Source organism: Pirellula sp. SH-Sr6A (assembly GCF_001610875.1).
GTDB lineage: Bacteria > Planctomycetota > Planctomycetia > Pirellulales > Pirellulaceae > JBKCUI01.
The window spans coordinates 4,338,284-4,354,621 of record NZ_CP011272.1 but is presented as its reverse complement, the minus strand read 5'-3'; the positions used below and the strand labels follow the sequence as shown (position 1 = coordinate 4,354,621).

The following is a 16,338-nucleotide window of genomic DNA, read 5'->3' as shown; positions in this document are numbered from 1 at the left end:
GGAACTCTATGTATCGATTGGATTCCATTTGAATCGGATGGGGTGAACTCACCATGAACCATAGCACACAAGGCCCTCGCAGACGGCTTTCCGGTGAAAGATGTAGCCATTTTCCCCACTCAACAAACTAGGTGGGTTGGCCCAGTTTCGGATCTTTTTTGATCGGCTCGGTTTGCGATTGCAGCGTCTCCGTGATTTCTTGGATCGAGCGTCCTTTGACTTGGTAGACGTATTTGAGGACCTCGGCGACGGCGGTGTATTCCGTGGCTGGGATCGGTTTGCCTACGTCCACTTCCCGGAAAAGGGCTTGAGCAAGCGGTTTGCGTTCGACGATGGGGATCCCGTGCTGCAATGCAATCTTTCGAATCTTGGCCGCCACCAAATCCGCCCCTTTCGCCAGGACGATCGGAGCACGCATGGTCTTTGGGTCGTACTGCAATGCGATCGCAAGTTCGGTGGGATTGGTGACGACGACGTCCGCTTTGGGGACATCGACCGAGAGGCGTTGTTGCGCCAGATCCCGCTGGACCTTGCGACGGCGCGACTTCGTGTGAGGATCCCCTTGCGTCATCTTCATTTCTTCACGCATTTCCTCGTCGGTCATGCGCAAATCCTGCTCGTACTTCCAGCGTTGAAACGCGTAATCGATGATCGAAAGAATCACGAGCGCGATCGCGACATTGCGACAAAGTTCGATCATTGTTTCCCAGACGAATCCTCCTACCGCACCGATACCCGTTGTACCTAACGCGAGGATCGAATCCCACTTGGACCAAACACCTGCAACCAAAATCCCAGTCACCAGTGCAATCTTCACCAACCCAAACCCGAGCCGCGTGACATTGGTGATCGAAAGCAACCGTTTGAAGCCCTGAATCGGATCGATACGAGTGATATCCATCCCCAGCTTTTCTGGAAGCCATAGCGGTCCCACTTGCGCGTAGTGAACAATGACCGATGTCGCCAACATCCCTAGCAAGAGGGGGAGCAAGGCCAAGGATGATTGGCCTGTCTGCCGGATCAAATCGATCATGACGGTGCGAGAGTCGGTTTTGAACGTCGCTTCCGACGTGAGAACTTCATGAAGCAGACCGATCAAAGAATTGGCGATCGCCGGCCCCGTGGTGTCGAGAAGCACGACGCCGACGAGCAAGAGAATGGCTGAGGTCAAGTCGCTGGAGCGCGCGACATTACCATCCTCGCGGGCTTTCTGCCTGCGAAAGTCGGTTGCCTCGTGTTTTTTCTCTCCGCTATCATCCGCCATCGACGGCGAAGCCTCCCTTTTTTAGCTGCGACCACCTGCAGGAAACAGTTCCGTCGTGCGTTCGATCCAGCCAACGAATTCGTCTTGAAAGACCCACCCGATACTGGTGATCGACAACGTCAAGATGATGAGTAGGATCGACACGTTGAGATTGAAACCGACTGCAATGATGTTCAACTGCGGGAGCGTGCGGCCGATCAGTGCGGTGACAAAGTTTGCTAACAGCAGCGCGATCGCAGGAGGTGCTGCGGCGCGCAGTCCGATGGCTACACTGTGCCCAAACAGTTCATGCAGATGCAAGAGCCAGAATTCTTCTAAAAGGACGCCACCCGCCGGGTACGTTGCAAAACTGTCGACACACGCGCCGATGATGACGCGATGCCCCCCCAACGTGACGAACAGAATCATGGCTACCCATGAGAGCATCTGACTAACGACTGTGATGCTCTCCTGCGTCGTCGGATCAGCGGCTTGGGCTACATCGAGGCTCGCGAGCGAACTGATGACTTGCCCGCCGATCTGCAGCGATGTAACGATGATCAGCGCCGAAGATCCGAAAAGTAGCCCCAGCAATAGTTCCTTGATCATGCCCAGTACGATGTCCGCGAGATTGCCGGGCAGAGGCGTGGAATACTCCATCACAATCGGGGTGATTGTCGCTGAAGCCATCAAGACAATCATCACTTTGACGCGGTTGGGGACCGAGGCCCCTTGCAGCGGCGGCATGAGTACCAACATCGGGCCAATGCGACTAACGATGCAGAGAAACGTCCACATCGGCCCGTAAAGCAAACTCTTTAAAAACTCGACGCTGTCAAACATGAGGGCAACGTTCAAGCACTATCGCTTCGAGACGTGGAGCGGGATCTCGTGAAAGAGATCGCGAGAATAATCGATCATTCGGTCGGCCAGCCACGGGAGGCAAACGACAATCCCCAGCGTCATCGCGACCAGCTTAGGAACCGTGCTCACCGTTTGGTCTTGAATCTGCGTCAACGCTTGGATCAATCCAATCGCCAACCCGACGACCATTCCGATGACCAGCAACGGAGTACCGAGAATCAGCGACATCAAAATCGCTTCGCGGACCAAATCCACCGCTTCGCTCGAAGTCATGTGTCACCTTGTTGAATGGGAGTTGCGGGATGGAAGGAGAATGAACCGGTCACGTTGATAACGTTCCAAAGCTGTCGAGCAACATCGAAACGACCAGTCGCCAACCATCGACCAAAACGAATAGCAAGAGCTTGAATGGAGTCGAGATCAAGGCAGGAGGGAGCATCATCATCCCCATCGAAACCGTCACCGATGCAATCACGATGTCGAGTATCAAGAAGGGGAGGTAGATCTTGAATCCCATCAAAAAAGCAGTCTTGAGCTCGCTGAGCATGTAGGCTGGTAATAGGACTTGGAGTGGAACATCGTCAAAGCTCGATGGGCCTTGGCTGCCTGGCGCATACCGGCTGTAGAACAAATGGACGTCGTCATGGTTGTCCGCCAAATCAATCTGCCGGATCATGAATTCGCGAATAGGACCTACTCCTTTGTCCCAAGCTTCGGTGGCGGTCATGCGCGAACCCTCCGTTGTATAAGGTTCGATGGCATCCTCATACACGCGATTCCATACCGGGCTCATCACGAAAAGGGTGACAAACAACGAGATGGAGGTGATGACCTGACTCGGAGGTAACTGTTGGGCTCCTAGAGCCTGCTTCAATAATCCAAACACCACGATGATGCGAACATAGCATGTCGTCATCAACAAGATCGCTGGAGCAAGGCTAAGAACGGTCAGCAATAAAAGGATTTGCAGGGAACTCGAAAGCCCTCGGGGGCTGATCCACTCTGCGGGACCTCCCCCGACTCGGTCGACCAATTGCTCGAGGCCGCTTCCAGGGTCCGTTGCCCGCTCGTTCTCTGCTGTGGCTTTCCTCACCGGAGCACTGTCACGGATTTGTTGCGCTCGCGACAGAAAATCGTCCGTGCTCGTTTGAGCCATCGCGCTGGATGCAGTACTCAAGACTAGGCTTGCGACGACGACCAGAACCAACGCATAGGCCGATTCCAACAAACGAATGCCCCTCGAACGAATTCGCGAGACTGTCGGAGTGTTGAGATTTGCTAGCATGGGACCACCGCTTGAATTTCCGCCTTTCTGGCCAGAATTACTCAAGTAGCGGATCCGGGCGTTGAAATCTAGACCAAGTGCTCCATCGGTGCCTTCCGTCGCTCTCCTGGATGTCGAGGAAATCAGGGACCTTTGATGTCCCGAGAGCCATTCCTATCCCTTGTATCCATCGATGGCAAAAAGCTGCACCTGAGCAGCACCCTCGCGAAGGAGCCGAACGCGTTGATACTCCTCAGAGTGGTAAAATCGCTTCGCGTCGTCCATGGTCGGGAACTCGAGGATAACGATCCTTGCCGTCTCCTCGGGGCCTTCCATGTTCTCGATCGGGCCTCCTCGGACGATGAACTTGCCACCGTACTGCGCGATCACCGCCGGCGTTTCTTGCGTGTACTTTTTGTATTGCTCCGGATCGGTCAGTTCGACTCTCACCAAAATGTATGCTGCCAAAGCTTCTCCTCCACGTTTGTCTTCCCAAGTTTTCAAAGGCGGATATCCCAGTCCCTTGAAATTATCACCTCGATACTGGGCGATGTCGATTCCACCCATCTCATAAACTAAGGGCTAGTTCGCATATCTACTCTTGGTCGCCCCACACCTCCATCACCCCACAGGCCCACACCCCGCAAACAATGAGGAGCACGCTCATGAAGACTACGCTATTCCTTTTCGCTACGCTCGTCCTGCTAACGTCCAGTTGGCTGACCGACGAGGGACGATCCGAAAGTATCGCCGACCGAATGAAGAGCATCGACAATCCCTTGGCAACACAGATTCTCCACGATCTTCAAAGCGTTGCGATCGGGATGTACAACGGACATGGCAAAGCAACCGTGCGCGAGACGGGAGAGGATGCGAATGAACCCGCCCGAGACTACGACCGGATCAAGTCTGTTACATTCTTCGGCAGCGTCGACACGAGCAAGCTGGAGGGGTACTTTCGCGAGGATATCGAGGAGGACGGAAAGACGATTTATCAAGTTTCGTCACCTACCGTTTCGTTCAGTGCCGTGAAAACAGATGGCAAACTCAAACTACAATCGGAAGACGATTACTCTCGGTCATTAAACATCCTCGATTCATTCACACAGATCAGCGCCATACCAATGAACTGGCTTTTAAACAAAGAGGATCAAGAGATTGTGGCCTTATCATTCAAACGAGACACGACTTCACCCGAGAAAGTCCTTTTGAAGGCAGAAGTGATCGGGCCTAGCAAGTCGCAAATCGAATGGGAAATCGAATTTACCAACGTGGCAGGCTTTGTCCCTTCTCGATATCGCTTTGTAAAAGAAGGTCTCATCATCAGCGGCAAGCTGGAGCACGAAGCGCATGGCAAGTCCGTTGCACCGAAGAAAGCGACCATCGAGACGAAGTCGGAGTCAGGCAAATCCTTGCAAGTGATCGACATTTTGGAATACAAGCCAGGGGCTGTCTCGGTCGATCGCTTCACGAAAAAAACGATTGGGCTTTAGTCCACTTCGCTGCTGTCGTGCGAAGCAGATGATACGGGGGTTGTCGCAGGAAGGTTTCGGAAGACCCGAAAGGCCCCTTTTTGTTTGTCATCCAACCACTCACCGACCACGAGATCGATACGAGAGTCCCCGTCAACATCGGCGGCAACGCATGACGCATGGGAACAGTGATCCCGTTCTACGCTATGCCTTTGGAACTCGCCCGATGTTTTCTGTTCCCACCAACAAATCGAGTCAAAAGCGCCTGGCCCCGAACTACCACCATGGGGAAAGAGGCCGACGCATGCGATATCGAGATCCCCATCCCCGTCGAAGTCCGCCACCGCGGATTGGAGTGCTCCGACGAGCAATCCCAACTCTCGATTCTCCCATTTGCTATCCCCCAGATTCTTGACCCATCGCAATCCGTGGTAGGGTTTCGGGAGTAAGGAATCCATGACATCGCCGCAGGTGTGCACGACATCGATCCGCCCATCTTGATCGAGATCCACCAACTGAAAGGCGCTCGAATTGTACGAAGGATCGGGAAGTTGAAGAATCAATTGCTTCTCGTAGGTACCATTCTCGCGTTGCAAAAAGGCTTCGACGGTCTCGTACTCCTGGGCGAAGGCGACGACGAAATCCATTTTGCCGTCTTGATCGAGATCGGCGAATTCCACCCCCAGCGCGCCGTGCCGATCATCGATCACTTCCAGCTTCCAACGAGGCGAGCGTTTCTCTCCACCGTCGTTCCGCAGCAGCTTGAACGACCCCGAATCGCGCCAGCCGAAGTCGACGACGAGAAGGTCGAGATCCCCGTCTTGATCGTAATCAAAAGGTTTGGCCTCGACGGTCCGACCAATCCCCTCTGCGATCACGATGGACTCAGGAGCTTCGCCCCCGAAGTGAATAGAAACGCGACCGTTCTCATGGTCCCCTACGCGGAAGCTACCCATTTCGCCAACGATGTAGTCCATGTGGCCATCCCCATCCCAATCGAATGGGACGACGCGGCAGAAGTTCCTGCCCTCTGCGATCGTGCGAACAGAATCGGTCGCTGACACTTTGGATGGAGACGGAGATGGAGACGGGGGAGTCCAGCGTTTCAGAGTGCCGGAATACATGTCGGTGAAGAGGAGGCTTCCATCGGCAGGTTGCCAAACAAGGTGTGCGGTGGCGGGTGCGACGTCTGCAACCGCGAGAGGTTCGCCGCGTTGAAACTGAACGGGACTTTGCGATTCTTTCATCTCATCGGCACGCGGAACGACCACCAACTCGGGAGCTTGCTCCTCGTAATAGCGAATGACATCCCGCTGGGTTGGCTCGGGCAAATCGGTCCGCTTGGATTCGATGTAGAACTTGAATCCTTGCCGGACTTCCTCGGCCCATTTCTCTCGTGGAAAAGTGGTCGGGATAGGTAGCGGGTGGCAATCGCCGCAAAACCGCTCGATCTTCCCGATGGTCGCTTCGTCCAGGGCAGCCCGGGTGCTGGTAACCGAATCTTCAACCGATGAGGAAGGTGTTTCCAAGTCGGGAGATGTATCGCAGCCCGCGAGGAAACACCCGATCAAGCACCAGGCTTTGAGTCGATAGCAAACAGAAATGGAACGCATTGCCCAAAAGATGGATAAGGGATGGGGAGGAACAAGGGGTGGATCCCCGATGGCCAACGAACTTGTGCCGCTGGAGTATACTATACCGGCTATGCCTCTCCACCAAATTCCTAATCCCCCTCCATCGCGTGGTGTCTTCCGCGAAACGGCAAATCGCCGCGGCTTCCTCCAATCTCTCGGAGGAGGGTTTGGCGCTGCCGCTGGTTTGGCCCTCCTGCACCAGGATCTTATACGGGCAGCTCCGCCACTCCATGCTCTCGGGCACATCGATCCCCTTCGCCCCATGGCAGCCCGCCAACCCCACTTCGCCCCAACAGCCAAATCGGTCATCTTTCTCTTCCTGGTCGGCGGACCATCCCAGATCGATACTTGGGATTACAAACCCGAACTGCAAAAGCTAGATGGCCAAAAAGTCCCCGAGTCGATTCGAGAAGCGTTGAACAAGTCGGTGCACTCGAACGTGTTTCATGGCTGTGAGGACAAAATCTTAGCCAGCCCGTATACTTTCAAGCAGTACGGGCAGTCGGGCACTTGGGTGAGCGATTTGTTCCCGCACATGGCTGAACACGTCGACGACATCTGCTTGATCCATTCCATGCAGGCGGACTCGAACAATCACGCACCTGCCAGTTATCAACTACATACGGGAGACGTCCGGGCTGGGAAGGCGAGTCTCGGTTCTTGGATCACCTATGGGCTCGGCTCGGAGAATGAGAATTTGCCTGGCTATGTGGTCCTCTTCGATGCGGGCCCATTGGGAGGATCCGCTAATTACAGCAACGGATTTCTTCCCCCTGCGTTTCAATCGACGCGAATCCGCTCGCTGGGTGAACCGGTTCCCCATTTGATTCCTCCACCTGCGTTTGCAGCACACCAGCGGGAATCGATCGACTTGATGCAGTCCCTCAATCGCGAACACCAGCAACAGCATCCGGGTATGCAAGAACTCGATGCCCGGATCGCTTCCTACGAGCTCGCGTATCGCATGCAATCGGAAGCATTGGAAATCGGGCGTTTGGAGGATGAACCGAAACACATTCATTCCATGTACGGGCTCGACCACGAAGACAAGCGGACGCAGAGCTTTGGACGCAAGTGCTTGTTGGCGAGAAGGCTGGTGGAGAAGGGAGTTCGAATCGTTCAGCTCTACGACATGCCTGATAAAGATGGTTGGGACGCGCATAGCAAATTGGTCGAGAACCATACTCCGCGAGCGAGATGGACCGACCAACCGGTCGCGGCATTGCTAAATGACCTCAAGCAAACCGGGCTGCTAGATAGTACGTTAGTGATATGGGCGAGCGAATTCGGTAGGACACCTATGATGCAGGGGGACAAGGGGCGGCAGCACAATGCGGCCGGGTTTACCATCTGGATGGCCGGAGGTGGGATTCGCCCCGGGTTGCGGATCGGCGCGACCGACGAGATTGGGTTGATGGCCGTCGAACGCCCTATTCCCTTTCGAGACCTCCATGCCACGATCCTCCACGCCATGGGAATTGACTGCGAAGACCTCTCTTACCTGGTCAACGGTCGGGACGAGCGGCTAACCGGGGTCTCCGGGTCAGCAAAACCACTTTTGGACTTGCTCCAGGGATGAAACGGAGCCCGCGATGAGATTGCCTTTCTTTCGATTTGGATCAGGTGTCCCCCGCTTCCTGCTCGCCCGAGAAGTATGCTGCAGCGCCGCCCTGCTCACCTCGCTATCGTGCACGGCCCTTGCTGAGGAAACCCCCGCTTTTAATTCCAAACCGAGCAAGCCGATGGAGTTTGCGGAGCTACACAATCCCGAAAATCCGATTCGCAAACTTTTTGGCGATGCTCGGCTGCAACTCTGGTCCCTTCGCCCCATCACCAACCCCAACGTTCCCGCGGTGGAGCACCAGGACTGGGTATGGAACCCGATCGATGCGTTTCTATTAGCACAATGGGAAGATTCTGAACAAACACCTGCACCTGACGTGGATGATAAAACTTGGTTGAAGCGGCTCTCTGTTCACCTTACCGGGTTGCCGCTCCGTCACGAAGACTGGACCGAGTACGAGCTGGATGTGGCTCCTGATCGGGATACCAAGCAGATCGATTTGTTCTTGAATTCCCCTCGCTATGGAGAGCACTGGGCTCGCATGTGGATGGATGCGGTGCGCTATAGCGATAGCAATGGATTCGATTGGGATGAGTTTCGTCCAGGGGCTTGGCGATTTCGCAACTATGTCATCCGAGCTTGGAATCACGATAAGCCATTCGATCGATTTGTTATGGAACAGCTCGCGGGCGACGAGCTGATGGAGGGAAACACAGAACCATCTGTTGCACCTTCAGTTGAATCCACGGCTGACAATACTCCTGATTCGTTGATCGCAACCGGTTATTTGCGATTGGGACCCTATGACAATGCGGCCAAACTCTTTCAAGAGGAAGACCGGGCAAGGTCGGAGTGGATGGCAGATTTAACCGAAACGACCGCCAGCGCGTTTTTGGGACTCACGATGGGGTGTTGCCGATGCCATGATCACAAGACCGATCCCTTGTCCCAGGCGGACCATTACCGCTTTCGAGCCTTCTTTGCCGCGTGCCAGATCGACAATTCCCGTTCCGACGCGTTGTTGGTTCGTGAATCGGTGGGCAAGCTGGAGGAAACGCGAGTGCTCTACCAAGGAGATCATCGACAACCACGGGAAGCAGTTACTCCCGGCTTTCCAAGCGTGATATTTCCGATCCCTCCTGAGATCTCGATACCTTCCCATGGCGAGACAACAGGTCGAAGAACTGCGTTAGCTCGGTGGATCGGATCGGACCAAAATCCATGGACAGCTCGCGTATTGGTCAATCGACTCTGGCAGCATCATTTCGGAGTTGGACTGGTTGAATCGCCGAATGATTTCGGTTGGACGGGAGCGACACCGAGCAATCTGCCTTTGCTCGATTACTTGGCCTCCGAATTGATGGCGAGTGGTTGGTCGATCAAATCCATCCAGAGGCTGATCCTCACTTCTCACGCTTACCGGCAGATCGCAGTTTCTGATGCGATGGGCACGATTTCGCCGCAAACGGCTCGGTGGGCAAGTCCGCGCCGAACGTTGCATCGATTGCGAGCCGAAGAGTTGCGCGATGCTATCCTATCGACCTCGGGGCTGCTCATCTTGGAAGAGGTGGACAAACCAGTGTGGCCTGATTTGAGCCAAGACATCCTCCAAACCAATCCGGCGATTCTCGACGATAACAAAGAGAAAACCAAAGGGTGGTATCCCTCACCCCCGTCCAAACAAAATGTGAGGAGCTTGTATTTGATTCAGAAGCGTACGTTGCGACTGCCCTGGATGGAGACTTTTGACCAGCCCGAGAACGCTACTTCATGCGGCCGGCGCGATGTCTCGATCGTCGCTCCGCAAGCTCTCGCGCAGCTCAATAGCGAGCTCGCCGTGCAAGCAGCGCAAAGGATCGACGCGTCAATCACCGTACTGTTTAATGATCAGGAGAAAATCGTTACCACCTTGTTCGAACGCATCCTCTGCCGCGGACCATCGAAATCAGAGCTCGAACAAAGCATGCGCTATCTCGAACAAGCCACGACAGCCGAGTTGGCAAACGTGCTCCTCAATACGAATGAATTCCTCTTCGTTCCTTAAGACTTCTTCGTATCCCGCGTACAGCAAATCGTTGAAGAGTCAGCCGTAGGCGTACCCGCACCAAGCCTTCTGGCCCGGAAGCGAATGGTTGTATACGAAGTCGATGCGAGAGACTCAAGCGAGAGATGCTGGGGGCACTCAATGACGAAGGGGAGAGTGTTTTTACTCTCCCCTTCTTGATGATTCACGAATCGGTTTCGCTTTAAGCGGTTCAAGTCGGCCTAGAAGCCCCCTTGCCCACCACCCTGAGCAGCCTTTGCGCCGGAAGAAATCGCTTTGATCACGTTGTCTTCGAAGGTGATTCGAACGACGGACTCGCGATCCCCCACCTTGGAATCGACCATCACCTTGTCAGCGCCGCCGGATGCTGTTTCCAGCATGGCATCGACGACAGGATTGGACTTGATCGATTGGATATAGGTGAGGAGTTGGGTCAAATTGAAACGAGCCTTGACCATTTCCGCTGGAGACGATGGCTTTGCGGTCACGCGATCGATGGTCGACTTGATCACCGTGTCGCAGTCCTTGCCCAATGCCAAGTGAACGGCCTTCGGAGTGGTTGCGATGGCAACGGTGACTTGATCGCCGAACACCTTGCGAGCCGAATCGTCCGCTTCGGGTGGGAGGGGAACGGTCAGCTTGTGAAGGTTTGCACCGGCGTGCTTGCCCGTATTGACTTGAAGTTTGACGGGTACGTCTTTTTCCGTGGCGAGAGCCTTCGACGCTTCCGCAGCGAGGGCTTCGACTTTCTTTCCGTCTGCCACGGTGAAGCTACCGACGGCATTGAGATTCTTCTCCACGGTGATGTTGAGAGCCGATTCCATTTTTCCTTCGCGAGCGCTGTCCATGACAAGCTCAACAAGTCGGTTGATGAAATCCTTTGCTTTGGCAGCATCTTCGGGATTCTTCGCATTCTCTTCGATCTGCTTGAACGCAGCTTCGATCGAGGAGCTCATCGTGTCTTCCAGTTGCTTGACTTCTTCGGGAGCGATCAGTTGCAAGGATTGAGCGCTCATCATCGATGCGTCTTGAGGAATCCCGGCGAGGGTCGCCATGCTTCCCTTGACCTTCTCGATTTGGGTAGCGAACTTGGAGCCTTCGACGAACTTGGTACCGACGTCCAGCATCGTCTTTTTGTCGGCTTTGTTGACAGCGAGACCGATCACGAACTTCTCGGTGCCTTCGATGCCTTCTTGAAAGCTCGCCATCATTTGCTCTGCATTTGCACGGGCCGCTTCGGCTTGCTCTTCGCTCATGTTCGGGTTGCTCGCCATACCCTGTTCAATGCCAGCTTGCATTTGGCTCATGAAGAACTGGAGGAGTTCATCAGGAATGTTTTGCGGATTGACTTGGACGCGCAAATCGTACTTCGCGACCATTCCTTTTAAGTTCTCCGCGACGGTCGTATCGAAATTCAATACAGCATCTTCGGATTGGCCAACCACGAGCCAGCCTTCCACTTTGCGAAGGTAGATCGAGTTGCCGATGTTGAAAGAGTAGAGTCCGTCGCCGAGGTCTTCGGGTTCGCCGAAGATCACAAGCTGTTGAAAGAACTCGTCCAAGTTACGCAGGGGAAGGCATGCGATGGGGGAAGGAGTTCCCGACTCATCTAGTTCCACAAAGACCCCAGCTGGACGCGCGGTATCGAGGCCGCCCGTGTATTGTTTGATCAGGGTTGCGACCGTACCTGCGCCCCCACCACCTGCGATGAGGCGGGCCAAGTGCTGGACGTTGGGGAGCATCGTATCGACCGGTGCCAATCCGACGACGACGACAGAGGCATCCTCTGCCTCTTCGATCACGGCAGAAGCTGATTGGCTCTTCGCTCCCTGCGCATATAGCAAATCGGCTGGTGTCGGAGCTGCAAACGCGAGGGCAGCGATGACACTTGAACGAACAAACCACTTCATCTTCATTTAAGACTCCTAGACGATCAAAACTTCACTGACAAGAGAACGCGAGCGAAATACGGATGGCATCTGCAACCGAGCGAAACCAATTCGCCCCAAAACTCGGCATCTTGGAACAAAACATTATCCTCGCCCGCCAAGAAATATATCGAAGTGGCGCGTGGGCTGCGAGCTGAGAACAGAGCAAATTCCGCGGTGAACCGTAGAAGATGGCGGCCGACGGAGTGAGAGCGGCCCGCGAGGTGCAAGCCAATAACTGGGCGGATCCGCTACCCATGAGAGAGCGACAACGACAGCGATCAACGCCGTTCGAAGGTGCCGTTCGACGGAGCCTAGACTCGCTCGCGACGGGGACGGCTTACCGTTCTCGGAAGACGATTCGACCTTTGCCCAGGTCATAAGGGGAAAGCTCAACCCTTACCTTGTCTCCGGGGACGATACGAATAAAGTTCTTTCGCATCTTTCCGGCCACGTGCGCGAGAACCTCCGAACCTGTTTCCAACTGGACGCGGAAACGGGTGTTGGCCAACGCTTGGGTTACGGTACCTTCGACTTCGAATGCTTCTTCGTTCTTTGCCATAAATCTCTAGGGCTGGATACTGCTGGGCGGGGTCCCCCCGGCGGATGGTGTCATGCGTCAAACAATTCTGCCGCCGATTGCATAGTTATAGGCGAGCACGACGACCATCGTCCACTTCAAAGAGTCTGAAAAGTACGCTTTTCTCTCCACTTTCAGAGGGTTCATGAAGAATTTACGAAATATCATGCTATCTCTTTGTGCGGATCCCAAGTCCTCCGTCGAGCGCCCTCCATCCGTGGCAGAGCGATCTTTTTCGCTTTGTCCTCCCGATTCCTCACCCAACGCATGAACCAACCCTTCACCAGTCCCTTTGTTTACGCAGCATGCCAGCACGGCGCCGAGAAGATCCTCAAGGAGCTGCTGTGCGAGCCGCTCGGGCCTTACCGATTGGCTTACTCGCAAAAGGGATTCGTTACGTTTAAATCGAACCTTGCTACTCCACCTTGGTCTCGTTCCCTTCCCGATCACCCCCTGATCCGTTCGCGAGGGCATGTGCTGGAACGGCTCGAAGGGGAGTTGGCCGAGCCGATGATCGAGACCATCCTGCAGAAGGTGGGCGAACTTGATTGGGAGCACCTCCACATTTGGCAGCGGGACATCGCCCAACCCGGCTGGCATGGCTTCGAACCGGGGCGATCGGCTCTGGCTTCGTTCTTGGTCGAAAAATTCAACGCAGCGCTGGACAAACGAGGGGACTCCCGGCGGGCCTCGAGCGACCATATCGCCTCTGCGGATACCAAAATTCTGGAGGTTTGCCTCGATGAACCGAATCGTTGGTGGTTGGCAGCCAAACCGGTTCAAACGACCGAAGACGGCTGGGCCGGCGGCGTCTATGCCCCGCCCATTCCCGATGGAATGATCAGCCGCGCTTATTTGAAACTGGCGGAGGCCATTCGATGGAGCGAGATGCCGATCAAGCCTGGCGATCGTGTCGTGGAAATAGGATCCTCCCCCGGAGGCGCCTGCCAACTTCTTCTCGACCTCGGCGCCAAGGTGACCGGTGTCGACCCTGCAGATATGGACGAGAGGATCGCAAACCATCCATCCTTCACGCATTGGCGTTCACGCTCGCTACAAGTGAAGCGAAAGGAGTTCGCCCCGTTCAAGTACTTGATTTGCGATGCCAACGTCGCCCCGAACTACACGCTCGATACAATCGAGGCCATCGTGACCTACCCCACCTCCCGCATCGAAGGCCTGATTCTCACGATCAAACTTTCCGACTGGGAACATGCAAAGTTGATCCCGGATCACTTGGAACGCGTCCACAGTTGGGGATACTCCCGGGTCGACGCTCGGCAATTGGCTCACAACCGCCGCGAGTACTGCTTGGCCGCATTGAAATAAAGCTGATGTTGTTGGATATACATTTCAACCGGTGCAGGGACTTGATAACGTATCGACTGCCCTGACGCGATCCGCTGTCGCAGCGAACCGGAGCTCAGCTCCAACTGCGGTGCATCGATTCGTTTCTGCAATTGAAGCCAGCGTTCCTCGTTGACCAAACCGCGGATTGACTCCCACGGTGGCTCACCGAGCCCACCACGCGATATAGCGCCTATCGAAACCAACTCGAGCAATTCCCCCGGCGATCTCCACTTTGGAAGATCTCGAACCGAGTCGGCTCCCATCAATAAAACCAACTCCGCATTCGGATACTCCTGCCTCAAATCGCGTACCGTATCGATCGTATAACTCACCCCTCCTCGGTCCAGCTCGCGCGTGTCGATACGGAAGGCAGGATTACCGCCTATCGCCAGTCGAATCATCTCGACACGATGTTTGGCATCGATGGGATGGGAGTCTTGCTTGAGGGGGGAAATAAACGCCGGAATGAATAGGACTTGCTCCAATTCCAAGGCTTCTCGGCAGCACTCCGCCAGGATGAGATGGGCGATGTGAATCGGGTCAAACGAGCCACCAAACATACCGATGCGTTGCATGATTCTCACCGAACTCCTAGACGCGGTCGAATATCGGAAAGGGAAAGGGTATTGAGCACTTGCGATGCCCTCACTCCAGCGCGACGAGCTTGGCGCACTCCGAATTTCATCAAATCCAAGCTCTGGGTAGAGTGCGCATCGGTATCGATGGCGATCGTGATCCCTAGTCTCACAGCGGTGGTCGTGTGGAGATCGTTCAAATCGAGTCGATGGGGATTGGCGTTGAGTTCAAGCACTTTTCCTTTTTCGACAGCGGCCGACATGACTTGCTCCAAATCCACGTCGTAGGGCTCGCGTCTGCCAATCAGCCTACCTGTTGGGTGTCCAATCATATGGACATGCGGGTGATGAATCGCATTGAGAATCCGTTCGGTGATTTGGGCTCGAGGTTGCTTTTGCCCGTAATGAATACTGCCGATCACCCAATCCGCCTCTGCGAGGCAGTCGTCGGCCAAATCCATTTTCCCGTTCTCGAGTATGTCGCATTCGACTCCTTTGAAGATCCAGAAAGTGCCGTCTGAGTTTCGGTTGATAGCATCGATTGTCTTCCATTGCTCACGCAAGCGATTTTCATCCAAGCCCCTAGCCATGCTAACCCGTTTCGAGTGATCGGTGATCGCGATGTAACAAAGCCCTCGTTGCTTGGCCGCCTCTACCATCTCTTCGATCGAGTTTTCGCCGTCGGTCGCATGGGTGTGCATGTGTAGATCCCCGCGAACGTCTCCAAGCTCGATCAGTTGCTGAATCGTTTTGTTGCTATCAGGCTCAAACTCCAAACGGTCTTCACGCAACTCGGGGGGGATCCAGGGCAGATCGAGCAACCGATAGATTTCCTCTTCGTTCGCGCCCGCGACACGATGTGCTCCATCTGCCGTAGTGAAAACACCATACTCGTTGATCTTGTACCGCTTCGCTTTTGCCATGGACCGAATGCGAACATTGTGCTCTTTGCTGCCGGTGAAGTACTGAAGGGCAGCACCCCAGCTCGCATCGTCGACAACCCTCAAATCGACTTGAAAGGAATCCTGGACACGTACGCTCATCTTTGTGTCGCCTCGCTGGATGACTTCGTGGATCATGGAGAGTTTTCCGAAGTGATCCATCACCGCAGTAGGATCGACGCTGGTGACCAACACATCGAGATCGCCGACCGATTCCTTACCCCGTCGGTAGCTTCCGGCGAACTCGATTCGCTCCAGCGTCGGGCACTGCGACATGTGCTTGCGAATGTGCTGAACGAGAGTCTCCGCTGCATCGGACAAGATCCGGGTTGCGGCTTTCTCGGCGATTTGCATGTTCGCAAGGATACTGGTTTGCGTTTTCTCGCCGAATCCTTTGAGGTTAGCGACCAAGCCGGATTCGCACGCGGATCGGAGCCCTGCGAGATCTTGAACGCCCAGCTCTTGGAAGAGCTTCATCGCTTTTTTGGCCCCCAGTCCAGGGATCGCCATGATAGACCGCAACGATGCAGGGACGGCGGCTCGCAGTTTTTCGAGTTGAGGTAAATGTCCTGTCTCGACGATGACCTTCGTCTTTTCGGCCAACGTTTCCCCGATCCCTTCTACGCTCGTGAGATCTCTTTCCTCGCGGACCCAGGTCGCAGCGCTGTCGGACATTTCGGCGATGGCCTTGGCCCCATTGCGGTAGGCTCGGATGCGAAATGCATTCTCGCCAGATAGCTCGAGCAAGTCCGCCATTTCTTCAAAGAGATTCGCAATTTCGACGTTTGAAATCATGACAGCCAATTCCATGCAACCCGGAGAATAAAAACGGTCTACAATGGTCGTTCGAACCGGATAACATCCATCGCCCGCGCCCAG

14 protein-coding genes are annotated in these 16,338 nt (G+C 54.8%); 4 read left to right on the top strand and 10 right to left on the bottom strand.

What is annotated here, in order from left to right; genetic code table 11:
* Positions 1-127: 127 nt before the first annotated feature.
* From VN12_RS16650 to VN12_RS16630, 5 genes are all read right to left on the bottom strand, one after another.
* Positions 128-1,264, bottom strand: a complete 1,137-nt coding sequence (locus VN12_RS16650; RefSeq protein ID WP_146677893.1) for a flagellar biosynthesis protein FlhB — start codon at positions 1,262-1,264, stop codon at positions 128-130.
* Positions 1,265-1,285: 21 nt separating this feature from the next.
* A complete protein-coding gene (locus VN12_RS16645) occupies positions 1,286-2,086 on the bottom strand; it encodes a flagellar biosynthetic protein FliR (protein ID WP_146677892.1) in 801 nt (266 codons plus the stop codon).
* An 18-nt stretch (positions 2,087-2,104) separates the two neighbouring features.
* Positions 2,105-2,380 (bottom strand): flagellar biosynthesis protein FliQ, encoded by a 276-nt coding sequence (fliQ, locus tag VN12_RS16640; RefSeq protein WP_146677891.1) that lies wholly within the window; start codon positions 2,378-2,380, stop codon positions 2,105-2,107.
* 49 nt (positions 2,381-2,429) lie between these two features.
* Positions 2,430-3,392: a flagellar type III secretion system pore protein FliP gene (gene fliP, locus VN12_RS16635; protein ID WP_146677890.1), complete on the bottom strand. Its 963-nt coding sequence runs from the start codon at positions 3,390-3,392 to the stop codon at positions 2,430-2,432.
* A gap of 153 nt (positions 3,393-3,545) precedes the next feature.
* Complete coding sequence (locus tag VN12_RS16630) at positions 3,546-3,839, bottom strand: DUF1330 domain-containing protein (protein ID WP_168164468.1); 294 nt, start codon at positions 3,837-3,839, stop codon at positions 3,546-3,548.
* A 197-nt stretch (positions 3,840-4,036) separates the two neighbouring features.
* On the opposite strand from VN12_RS16630, the gene VN12_RS16625 reads away from it, so the two are divergent.
* Positions 4,037-4,864 carry a hypothetical protein gene (locus VN12_RS16625; RefSeq protein ID WP_146677888.1) on the top strand — a complete coding sequence of 276 codons (828 nt, stop codon included), beginning with the start codon at positions 4,037-4,039 and terminating at the stop codon, positions 4,862-4,864.
* Here the strand turns inward: VN12_RS16625 and VN12_RS16620 are convergent.
* Entirely contained in the window at positions 4,861-6,456 is a 1,596-nt protein-coding gene (locus VN12_RS16620; protein ID WP_146677887.1) for an FG-GAP repeat domain-containing protein, read from the bottom strand. The genes VN12_RS16625 and VN12_RS16620 overlap by 4 nt on opposite strands.
* Positions 6,457-6,547: 91 nt before the next feature.
* Here VN12_RS16620 and VN12_RS16615 point away from each other — a divergent pair, with 91 nt between their 5' ends.
* On the top strand, positions 6,548-8,056 hold the full coding sequence (locus tag VN12_RS16615; protein WP_146679964.1) for a DUF1501 domain-containing protein: 1,509 nt from the start codon (positions 6,548-6,550) through the stop codon (positions 8,054-8,056).
* Positions 8,057-8,069: 13 nt separating this feature from the next.
* Positions 8,070-10,085 carry a DUF1549 and DUF1553 domain-containing protein gene (locus tag VN12_RS16610; RefSeq protein WP_146677886.1) on the top strand — a complete coding sequence of 672 codons (2,016 nt, stop codon included), beginning with the start codon at positions 8,070-8,072 and terminating at the stop codon, positions 10,083-10,085.
* A gap of 221 nt (positions 10,086-10,306) precedes the next feature.
* Here VN12_RS16610 and VN12_RS16605 read toward each other — a convergent pair whose 3' ends face one another.
* Both VN12_RS16605 and infA read right to left on the bottom strand, forming a co-directional pair.
* Positions 10,307-12,001, bottom strand: a complete 1,695-nt coding sequence (locus VN12_RS16605; protein WP_146677885.1) for a hypothetical protein — start codon at positions 11,999-12,001, stop codon at positions 10,307-10,309.
* 352 nt (positions 12,002-12,353) lie between these two features.
* The gene (gene infA / locus VN12_RS16600) at positions 12,354-12,575 is read right to left on the bottom strand and encodes a translation initiation factor IF-1 (RefSeq protein ID WP_146677884.1); all 222 of its coding nucleotides are present in this window, start codon (positions 12,573-12,575) and stop codon (positions 12,354-12,356) included.
* Positions 12,576-12,860: 285 nt separating this feature from the next.
* On the opposite strand from infA, the gene VN12_RS16595 reads away from it, so the two are divergent.
* Complete coding sequence (locus tag VN12_RS16595; RefSeq protein WP_146677883.1) at positions 12,861-13,922, top strand: SAM-dependent methyltransferase; 1,062 nt, start codon at positions 12,861-12,863, stop codon at positions 13,920-13,922.
* Here the strand turns inward: VN12_RS16595 and nadD are convergent.
* Both nadD and polX read right to left on the bottom strand, forming a co-directional pair.
* Positions 13,883-14,518: a nicotinate (nicotinamide) nucleotide adenylyltransferase gene (nadD, locus tag VN12_RS16590; protein ID WP_146677882.1), complete on the bottom strand. Its 636-nt coding sequence runs from the start codon at positions 14,516-14,518 to the stop codon at positions 13,883-13,885. The genes VN12_RS16595 and nadD overlap by 40 nt on opposite strands.
* Before the next feature lie 5 nt (positions 14,519-14,523).
* Positions 14,524-16,254 carry a DNA polymerase/3'-5' exonuclease PolX gene (polX, locus tag VN12_RS16585; RefSeq protein ID WP_240491171.1) on the bottom strand — a complete coding sequence of 577 codons (1,731 nt, stop codon included), beginning with the start codon at positions 16,252-16,254 and terminating at the stop codon, positions 14,524-14,526.
* Between the last annotated feature and the right edge of the window lie 84 nt (positions 16,255-16,338).